The 9,016-nt window shown below is 38.4% G+C and carries 10 protein-coding genes; 3 read left to right on the top strand and 7 right to left on the bottom strand.

Features of this window, described 5'->3' with window-relative positions:
* The 6 genes from BAZSYMA_RS04505 to BAZSYMA_RS04480 all read right to left on the bottom strand — a co-directional run.
* Positions 1 to 1,652: M61 family metallopeptidase (locus tag BAZSYMA_RS04505; protein ID WP_090716066.1), on the bottom strand; the 1,652-nt coding region annotated here is incomplete at its 3' end.
* Entirely contained in the window at positions 1,649 to 3,007 is a 1,359-nt protein-coding gene (locus tag BAZSYMA_RS04500) for a TolC family protein (protein WP_090716064.1), read from the bottom strand. The genes BAZSYMA_RS04505 and BAZSYMA_RS04500, both read right to left, overlap by 4 nt.
* A 14-nt stretch (positions 3,008 to 3,021) precedes the next feature.
* A complete protein-coding gene (locus BAZSYMA_RS04495; RefSeq protein WP_090716062.1) occupies positions 3,022 to 3,543 on the bottom strand; it encodes a shikimate kinase in 522 nt (173 codons plus the stop codon).
* Between the two features lie 26 nt (positions 3,544 to 3,569).
* Positions 3,570 to 3,758 (bottom strand): zinc-finger domain-containing protein, encoded by a 189-nt coding sequence (locus BAZSYMA_RS04490; protein ID WP_090716059.1) that lies wholly within the window; start codon positions 3,756 to 3,758, stop codon positions 3,570 to 3,572.
* Between the two features lies 1 nt (position 3,759).
* A complete protein-coding gene (locus tag BAZSYMA_RS04485) occupies positions 3,760 to 4,689 on the bottom strand; it encodes a branched-chain amino acid transaminase (RefSeq protein ID WP_090716056.1) in 930 nt (309 codons plus the stop codon).
* Positions 4,690 to 4,692: 3 nt separating this feature from the next.
* Positions 4,693 to 5,916: an aspartate kinase gene (locus tag BAZSYMA_RS04480; RefSeq protein ID WP_090716052.1), complete on the bottom strand. Its 1,224-nt coding sequence runs from the start codon at positions 5,914 to 5,916 to the stop codon at positions 4,693 to 4,695.
* A gap of 119 nt (positions 5,917 to 6,035) precedes the next feature.
* Here BAZSYMA_RS04480 and BAZSYMA_RS04475 point away from each other — a divergent pair, with 119 nt between their 5' ends.
* From BAZSYMA_RS04475 to rsgA, 3 genes are read left to right on the top strand one after another with little or no spacing between them, the layout of a single operon-like run.
* Positions 6,036 to 7,283: a M48 family metallopeptidase gene (locus BAZSYMA_RS04475; protein WP_090716048.1), complete on the top strand. Its 1,248-nt coding sequence runs from the start codon at positions 6,036 to 6,038 to the stop codon at positions 7,281 to 7,283.
* Positions 7,283 to 7,576, top strand: a complete 294-nt coding sequence (locus tag BAZSYMA_RS04470; RefSeq protein ID WP_237731627.1) for a hypothetical protein — start codon at positions 7,283 to 7,285, stop codon at positions 7,574 to 7,576. Before BAZSYMA_RS04475 ends, BAZSYMA_RS04470 begins: the two co-directional genes overlap by 1 nt.
* Before the next feature lie 4 nt (positions 7,577 to 7,580).
* Positions 7,581 to 8,540, top strand: a complete 960-nt coding sequence (rsgA, locus tag BAZSYMA_RS04465) for a ribosome small subunit-dependent GTPase A (protein WP_090716046.1) — start codon at positions 7,581 to 7,583, stop codon at positions 8,538 to 8,540.
* A 39-nt stretch (positions 8,541 to 8,579) separates the two neighbouring features.
* Here rsgA and BAZSYMA_RS04460 read toward each other — a convergent pair.
* The coding region (locus tag BAZSYMA_RS04460) for an IS1595 family transposase (RefSeq protein WP_143243102.1) at positions 8,580 to 9,016 on the bottom strand (437 nt) is incomplete at its 5' end.

The raw sequence follows: 9,016 nt of genomic DNA, 5'->3' as shown, positions 1-9,016 counted from the left end.
TCAGTTGATAACTCGTCTCTTAGGATGTTGATTTTAATGCTGTCACCTTCGCTACAAGCGTTGAGTGTTTTTTCTAACTCTTTAGCAACTACTTTATTATCATTAATACTGATAATTTTATCGCCAACATACAGTCCCGCTGTTTGTATGCAAGACGCATCAAGAATATGACTGATAACTGCATATTCTTGTGTTTTGTTAATACTTATACCAAACTTTGATAAATCGTCTTTTTTGTGGCTAAATTTACAGTTTACGCCGACATACTCAAAAGCTTCTTTCAGTGGTAACTCGTCCACGCCGTATAAATATGCATCAAAAAACTGACTAAAATTGCTTTGTGTTAGGTGCTCAATAACTTTTTGTACGGTATTGTCTTCTAACCCAGTGGTTTGGTAATTGCCCCAAATCAAGCGCAATACATCATCTAATGAATACTTATCATCAGTACGCTTGCGTATTTCAATGTCAAGCACAAACGCTAATAACGCACCTTTGGTGTAATAACTAACAATTGCATTTGGTGCATTCTCATCTTGTTGATAAAATTTTGTCCATGCATCAAAACTAGACTGCGCTAACGATTGCTTAAAGCGTCCACGCCCTTTCTGCACTCTGCTGATGGTTTGCGCCAATAGCGTGAGATATTGCTCAACAGAAAGTATCCCTATGCGTAGCAACGACAGTTCATCATAGTAGGAGGTAAAGCCTTCAAATATCCACAGTTGCTCGGTATAGTTCTCACAACTCATATCCAACTCATGAAAACTGGCAGGCTTGATGGTTTTTATCCACCAAGCATGGAAATACTCGTGTGAGCAAAGCGCTAAAAAGCGTGTGTATTCAGGTGTAATATCTTTTTGCTCTAAAGTTGGCAACTCTTTTCTAGCGCAAATTAAACTACTGGATTTTTTGTGCTCTAGACCGCCATAATCTTTGCTTGTTACCAAGGTTAAGAATAAGTAATCATCAAATGGAATGTTGCTGCCAAACAAACCAATATGATGTTCACAAATGCATATCAAATCAGCCCTTAATCTGTCAATATCAGTTACATGTTCACCAGTAATGGTCATCGCGTGCGAGATATTGCCTACATTAAACTCAAAACGCGTGAAGTCTGCCATCTCAACGGGATGATCAATTAAATCTAGGTAGTTGTTGGCTGTATAAGTCTCTGTATTTTTTTGCTTATTTTTCAGTGTTAAACTCGTGGCACAAGCCCAATTACCTAGCACCTCATCTGTTGGGTAGTTGATTTGCACTTCGCAAATATTATCCTCAAAACCAACAGGCTGTAAAAACACACTACTGCCATTAAAGAACGCACGCTGATTAGTCAAATAGGCACAACGCACTGACAAATCAAAAGCATAAATTTCATATTCCAAAGTAATGCTATCAGCACATGGGTAAGCAACCCAGTGATTCTTGTCTAACTTTTTAATCTCAATAGATTTACCACAACTATGTGCGTGAATGCTAACGATGTGCTTGGCAAAATCACGAATTAAATAACTGCCAGGAATCCAGTTTGGCAATAAAAACACTTGTCCCAACGGATTGGGGTTATCAAGGGTTAAGCATACTTGGAATACATGCGCACTCGTGTCTTTAGGGGTTATTTGATACTTAATGGGGGTTTGATTCATGGTACTAATTGGTCAATGCTGGCTTTAAACTCAAGTATGGCTTTTTGATAATTTTTGGCAACTTGTGCATAGCTTAACTTTACGACTTGCTCATTATTTTGAGCATTGATAACAAAACTAGCCTGTCCATTACCATTGCTATAACGCTGTTTTTCTTCAGCAGTGCGTGCTTTGGCTATTTTGATTTGTGCTTGATTGGCGTGCATCATTTTCTCTAACAATTGGATTTTTTCCTTTAGCGTCTTAGCCTGTGTGTAAATATCTAACAATTGCTCGCGCTTGGATTGCACTAAGATTTCCAATTCTATATTGGTTTTTTTAATGTTACTATCCGCCTCAATACCACCTATCGGATAAGACAAACCCAGCCCCACCTTCCAAGTGGTGCTTTGATTACTCAATGATTTTGAATAATTAGTATTCTCACCTGCGCTACTAATACCAAGCTTTAAATCTAATTTTGCCTTAGCGGTATTTTTAAAACTAAGTAATTGGCGTTTTAATATTTTCTGCGATAAATTGTTGATTTTTAACACTCTAGAATTCTTTGATAAATAGGCTTTTAGTGCTATCTCACTAGGCTTATAAATTTTATAAAAATCTGTGCTAGCCACTACTTTCTCAAAATCTAAATCTAGCGTAACGGCAATTTCATGACGCAAAAGCATCAAATCTTGCTGTGCTTGTAACAGTTTTTGGTTTGCTGTCTGATAAGCATCTTGTTGCAACAAAACATCCACCTTTTCAACCACTGAAGCATTATATTTCTTCTTTACCAATGCTAATTCTTTTTCGCTCAACGCCAATCGACGCTCATTGATTGATTGTTGCTCTTGTGCATATGCCAAATCAATAAAACGACTTAATTTTCCCAAAATAAAGCCTTCTTCTACTTCTAGTCGCTGCAAAGTATTTTGATTGATGGCAATTTGCGCTACATCACCACTCAAGCGATCATTAATACCGCCTTTATTGCGCAATAGTGGATAAGTATAATCCAGTGAAAACCCGTTGTTTGTTGTATCGGTACTTTTGCTTTTGTCTTTCCAGGTGTGTTTAAGGGTGATATCACTACCAGTATTGGTATATTTCCTAGTTGCAGAGAGTCCAATTGAAGCTGTATCTAAATTAGAAGTAGTCGTTGATATATCACCGCTATTCTTGTGGTCGCTTTGATACAAGCTCTCAAGTGCAATCACCCAATCTTCATTGGCTTTAGTAGCACGCTTTTCAATCAGTTTAACCTTACTGGATAACGCTTGTTGATTGAAAAAAGGATGGGTTGTTCGCAAGCGCTCAACAAAGCCTTGCTCAGTTAATGCTTGAACATTAAGCGGACCTAATAATACAGTCATGATTAGAATTTTCTTCACTTATTCACCGCTTTTTTAATCTCATTAATAATAGCATACAGTTTCTTGCTTGTGGTACCAACCACCACATCTGCGACCTCCTGATAAAACCCTTCTCTGGCTTCCAATAAATCACGCAGTGTTTTTTCTCTATCGTCTGATTGTTCTAGTAAAGGCCTTGCCTTAGACTGGGCAGTGCGTTTAACCAATTGTTCAACACTGGATGATAAATACACCACAAAACATTCTTTTTTAAGTAAGGCACGATTGGTTTCTTTAATAACAATACCACCACCTGTAGCAATCACGATATTAGGGATTTTGCACAAATCCTTAAGTATTTGTATTTCACGCTGACGAAATCCACTTTCACCTTCTATATCAAAAATATAGTCAATTGCCACGCCAGTACGCGTTACGATCTCAAAATCTGTGTCAAAAAAATCGCGTTTCAACACACAAGCAAGTCGACGACCAACCGATGTCTTGCCAGAGCCCATTGGGCCAACTAAAACGACATTTTTGATTGACTTAGCCATAAATAAAACTTTAAAGTAAAAAGAGCTTAGATTAACTCGTATTTTGAGCCACAATACGGACAAACAGCATGACCCTGCTCATTAAACTGCATATACACCTTGGGGTGCATATGCCACTTTTGAGCATCCTTAGGTGGACAGCAGATAGGCAAATCATCCTTTTCTACCGCGTTGTAACTTACATTTTTTTGTTGGAAACCATCAACATTTGACATCTTAGCAGCCTCCCTTACTAATCCACTGTTTGTATTTGTCATTACGACCATATACGCAGTCAAAATATAAGGCTTGTAATTTCTCAGTAATCGGCCCGCGTGTGCCTGAACCAATCGTACGGTTATCCAGCTCACGAATAGGGGTTAGCTCTGCTGCTGTACCCGTAAAAAACGCTTCATCAGCACAATACACTTCATCACGAGTGATGCGTTTTTCAATGACTTTATAACCTAAATCCCTTGCTAAAGTAACAATTGTATCACGGGTAATACCTGCTAACGCTGAAGTTAAATCAGGGGTGTAAATCATACCATCACGAATGATAAAGACATTCTCGCCACTGCCTTCTGCAACAAAGCCATCAACATCCAATAATAAGGCTTCATCGTAGCCATCTGTCAATGCTTCTTGTAGTGCTAACATTGAGTTAATATAATTGCCATTAGCCTTGGCCTTGGTCATAGCGATATTGACATGATGACGCGTAAAACTTGAGGTGCGAACACGCAAGCCATTCTTCATATTATCCTCACCTAAATACGAACCCCACTCCCACGCAGCAATAATAGTGTGAACCTTTAAGCCATTAGCACGCAAGCCCATGCCTTCTGAGCCATAAAAACACATTGGACGAATATAGGCGCTGTCTAAATTATTCTTAGTCACAGCTTCTCTTTGTGCTTGGTTAATCTCATCTTTAGAATAACCAATGTCCATATTCATAATTTTGGCGGAGTTAAACAATCTGTTGGTATGTTCTTCAAGTCGGAAGATGGCTGTGCCGTTATCAGTTTGATAAGCGCGCACTCCTTCAAATACACCCATACCATAGTGCAGTGTATGAGTCAACACATGGATTTTAGCCTCACGCCAATCAACCCACTCACCATCAAACCAAATCAAGCCATCTCTATCATCAAATCTAGTCATTTTCTATTCCTTGTCTAATTCAAATGCACTATGCAATGAGCGTACTGCCAATTCTAAATATTTTTCATCAATCACAACTGATATTTTAATCTCACTCGTAGAAATCATTTGAATATTCACATTCTCTTGGTGCAATACCTCAAACATCTGCGCGGCAATACCTGCATGTGAGCGCATACCAATACCCACCAAAGATACCTTAACCACTGTGCTATCGCTCTGCACTGCTTTGGCATTCAAGTTACCACAAACATCCTTTAAAATCTTTTGCGCCTTATCAAAGTCACTTCTATGCACAGTAAAAGCAAAATTTGTCAACCCTTCACGCGCTGAAACACTTTGCACAATCATATCCACTTCAATATTTGCCTCACTAATTGGCTTTAGAATCTTATGCGCAATACCTGGCTCATCTGGCACACCGATTAAACTGAGTTTTGCCTCATCTTTATTGTGTGCAATCCCTGATATAACTGCTTGTTCCATAATGTTTTCCTCACTGGTGATTAATGTGCCTGTCGGATTATCAATCAGTGATGATAACACCCGTAAAGGCACTTTGTATTTTGATGCAAACTCAACGCTACGAATCTGCAAAACCTTTGAGCCAAGCGATGCCATCTCTAGCATCTCTTCATAACTCACTGACTTCATTTTTCTGGCATTTGGTTCAATGCGAGGGTCGGTCGTATAAACCCCATCAACATCAGTATAAATCTGACATTCGTCGGCTTTTAATGCCGCTGCCAAGGCAACTGCTGTGGTGTCTGAGCCACCACGCCCTAATGTAGTGATATTACCCTGTTCATCTACACCTTGAAAACCTGCAACCACCACAACCTTACCTTCATCAAGACTAGTATGAATACGCTGAGTGTCAATTGACTTAATACGCGCCTTGCCGTGCTCAGAATCTGTGGTGATTCTAATTTGTGATCCCGTATAAGAAATCGCATCACAACCAAGCTGTTGCAACGCCATAGAAAGCAAGGATATGCTCACCTGCTCACCTGTAGTCAATAAAACATCCATTTCTCTTAAAGACGGTGTGTCTTGAATTTCTTGTGCCAATGCAGTCATACGATTGGTTTCACCACTCATTGCAGACACGCTAACAACCAGCTTATTACCAGTATCAGCAAAGGCTTTAACTTTTTTGGCAACAGTTTGAATGCGCTCTATTGAGCCAACCGAAGTACCACCATATTTTTGAACAATTAATGCCACGAACAAGAGGAAATTAAAATAATCTTTAAATTATACCGTTACTGTGACGCATAAAAATGCCTTAGGCGAAGAAAAAATCAGTAAAATAAATCACTCACTATTCTTTATATTTACAATTTATGCAATTTAACTTATTCACCCTAATATTTTTAATAGCCATATTCTCTTATGTGGTCACAATGATGTGGCTCAACACACGACAAGTAAAGTCTATGCTCAATTCATTTGACAAGGTACCCAACGAGTTCGCAGAAAAAATCACCCTAGAACAACATCAAAAAGCCGCTGATTACACCACAGCTAAGTTAAAAGTTAACCACTTAGAGATACTGTTTTCAACAGGGGTGTTATTGGTTTGGACATTAGGTGGTGGTTTGGATTACTTAGATGGTATTTGGCGCTCTTTAATGAATGACACACTCTACATTGGTGTTGGCTTTATTATTAGCCTAATGATGATTGGCACACTCATTGATTTGCCATTTAGTTTGTATCGCACTTTCGTTTTAGAAGCAAAATTTGGCTTTAATAAAACCACGGTAGGTACACTCGTTGGTGATATGGTTAAGGGCTTTATGTTGGCTTTGGTTATTGGCGCACCGTTGTTATATGTCATCTTATATTTGATGAATGCCATGGGTGAATACTGGTGGCTGAGTGTTTGGTTATTACTCTCAGGTTTTTCTTTATTGATGTTATGGCTCTATCCTACTTTTATTGCACCACTATTTAACAAGTTCAAACCCTTAGAAAACCAAGAACTTAAAGTTAAGATTGATAATCTACTAGAGCGCACAGGTTTCAAAAGTGATGGTATTTTTGTCATGGATGGCTCCAAGCGTTCATCACACGGTAACGCTTATTTTACTGGCATTGGTAAAAACAAACGAATTGTGTTTTTTGACACCTTACTCAAAGGCATGGAAGACAAAGAAGTAGAGGCAATTTTGGCACATGAATTGGGGCATTTTCATCACCAACATATTCGCAAACAAATTATTATTTCATTTCTGACTTCCTTGTGCGGTTTAGCGCTGTTGGGCTATCTAATCAAGCAGTCTTGGTTTTTCCATGGTTTAGGTGTTAGTGAGATGGGTGACTACGCTGCTTTAGTATTGTTTAGTTTAACGATGCCAATGTTTAGTTTTGCCATCGAACCCATTAGCAATGCCTTTTCACGAAAACACGAATTTGAAGCCGATGCCTTTGCTGCAAAACATACCAATGCTGATGACTTGGTATCAAGCTTAGTTAAATTATATCGCGATAACGCATCAACATTAACACCAGATAGACTATACTCAGCATTTCACGATTCACACCCCAGTGCATCTATTCGTATTAATCACTTAAAAGAGGTAACATAATGAAAAAACTATTACTAATAATCACTCTGTTATCCACCACAGCCTTTGCCAATGAAGGTAAGGAAATACATAATAAGGGCAAAGAACTACACAATGAATCTTGTATTGCTTGTCATATGATTACACATGATGATGATTTTTACACGCGTAAAAATAGAAAAATGGATACCTTGCCAAAACTTACTGGACAAGTCAGCAAATGTGTACAAGCTTTTAGCATTGGATGGTTTCCTGATGAAGAGAAATCTGTCGTAGAGTATCTTAATAAAAAATACTACCAATTTAAAAAATAACACCTTGTCTCTGACTCGTCGACAAAAATGGCGACTTGAAAAAATCCAAGCCGAGCGTATTGCTAGAGCCAATAAGGTGGCAGACAACTCTCAAGACTTAAACACCGATGCTAAAGCACAAACGGGACTGGTGATTACCCGCTATGGTCAACATCTATTGGTAGAAAGCAACTCAGGCAACCTAGTACAATGCACTGCTAGACGCAATATTGATTTATCGGTTGCTGGTGACCAAGTTATTTTTCAAGCAACTGATAACAATAAAGGCATTGTTACTGCCTTATTTAAGCGTGACAATACACTAAAGCGTTCAAAAAAATTGATTGCTACTAATATTGATGAACTGTGCTTGATAGTAGCAATCGAGCCACATTATCAATTTGATTTGATTGATCGTTATTTAATCGTTGCAGAGAACCAAAATCTACCCATTCGACTTATCGTCAATAAAATCGAGCTAAGTAGCAATATTAAGCAAGTCAAAATCGACTTTGCTATGTATGAAGCTATCGGCTATCCAGTGAGTTATTTAAGCGTAAAAGCACAAACAGGTATCAATACACTAAAAGCTCAACTCAATGACAAGACGCAAATTTTCTTAGGGCAATCAGGCGTGGGTAAATCTTCTTTGATTAATGAGCTTATTCCTGAGTTAAACTTACGCGTCAATCAAATATCAACCAAAAGCAAGCTCGGTAAACACACCACTACCAACACTACGCTCTATCATATTCCCTCAGGTGGTGATTTAATTGACTCTCCAGGTGTTCGTGAATTTCACTTAGATAATTTGAGCAATAAAGAAATTCTCAACGGATTTAAAGAATTTAAACCGTTTATCAATCAATGCAAGTTCAGAAACTGCGCACATATCAATGAGCCTAATTGCGGTGTTAAGAATGCACTAGAAACAGATGACATCCACCCAAAGCGCTATGCAAGTTATCTAGCGTTAATCACTTAAATTGAAAAGCCCGACACCTTAATTAATTAAGGGACTAACTTACGTTAATACCAACATCTTATAAGACAGTCTATTACCACTAAATCCAAACACGATTGAATCAATTCTATCCAGTGTCAATCGTTTGACATTGTCATCATTCAACCTAAAAACAAACTCATCAACATAACGCCCGATATGTTTATCAGAAAAATGATGAAACACACCATTGTAACCTCGTTTTAATAGCGCCCAAACACTCTCAATGCCATTAGTATGCGCAGTCCCGTCAACATACTGTCCAGCAGAATGATTGACCATTAACTGTTTATAGCCCTCTATGCCTTTATATATTGTTGCTTCATCAGTGCAAAGCGTGGCATTGGCATCAGCATGCTTATCAATCATAGTCTGAATATTGGCACTATTGACTTTATCCATTTTGGCAGCAACAAGTATGCCATTACGGCAGCGCATACCAACCACAGGGGTTTTGG

Origin of the sequence: Bathymodiolus azoricus thioautotrophic gill symbiont (assembly GCF_001298715.1) — a bacterium.
In the GTDB taxonomy this organism is placed as follows: Bacteria; Pseudomonadota; Gammaproteobacteria; order PS1; family Pseudothioglobaceae; genus Thiodubiliella.
This window is presented reverse-complemented; position numbering and strand designations above follow the sequence as displayed.

Excerpts from the sequence above, each read along its gene's own strand:
- BAZSYMA_RS04500 (WP_090716064.1), bottom strand. The coding sequence starts at position 3,007 with ATGACTGTATTATTAGGTCCGCTTAATGTTCAAGCATTAACTGAGCAA.
- BAZSYMA_RS04495 (WP_090716062.1), bottom strand. The coding sequence starts at position 3,543 with ATGGCTAAGTCAATCAAAAATGTCGTTTTAGTTGGCCCAATGGGCTCT.
- BAZSYMA_RS04490 (WP_090716059.1), bottom strand. The coding sequence starts at position 3,758 with ATGTCAAATGTTGATGGTTTCCAACAAAAAAATGTAAGTTACAACGCG.
- BAZSYMA_RS04485 (WP_090716056.1), bottom strand. The coding sequence starts at position 4,689 with ATGACTAGATTTGATGATAGAGATGGCTTGATTTGGTTTGATGGTGAG.
- BAZSYMA_RS04475 (WP_090716048.1), top strand. The coding sequence starts at position 6,036 with ATGCAATTTAACTTATTCACCCTAATATTTTTAATAGCCATATTCTCT.
- BAZSYMA_RS04470 (WP_237731627.1), top strand. The coding sequence starts at position 7,283 with ATGAAAAAACTATTACTAATAATCACTCTGTTATCCACCACAGCCTTT.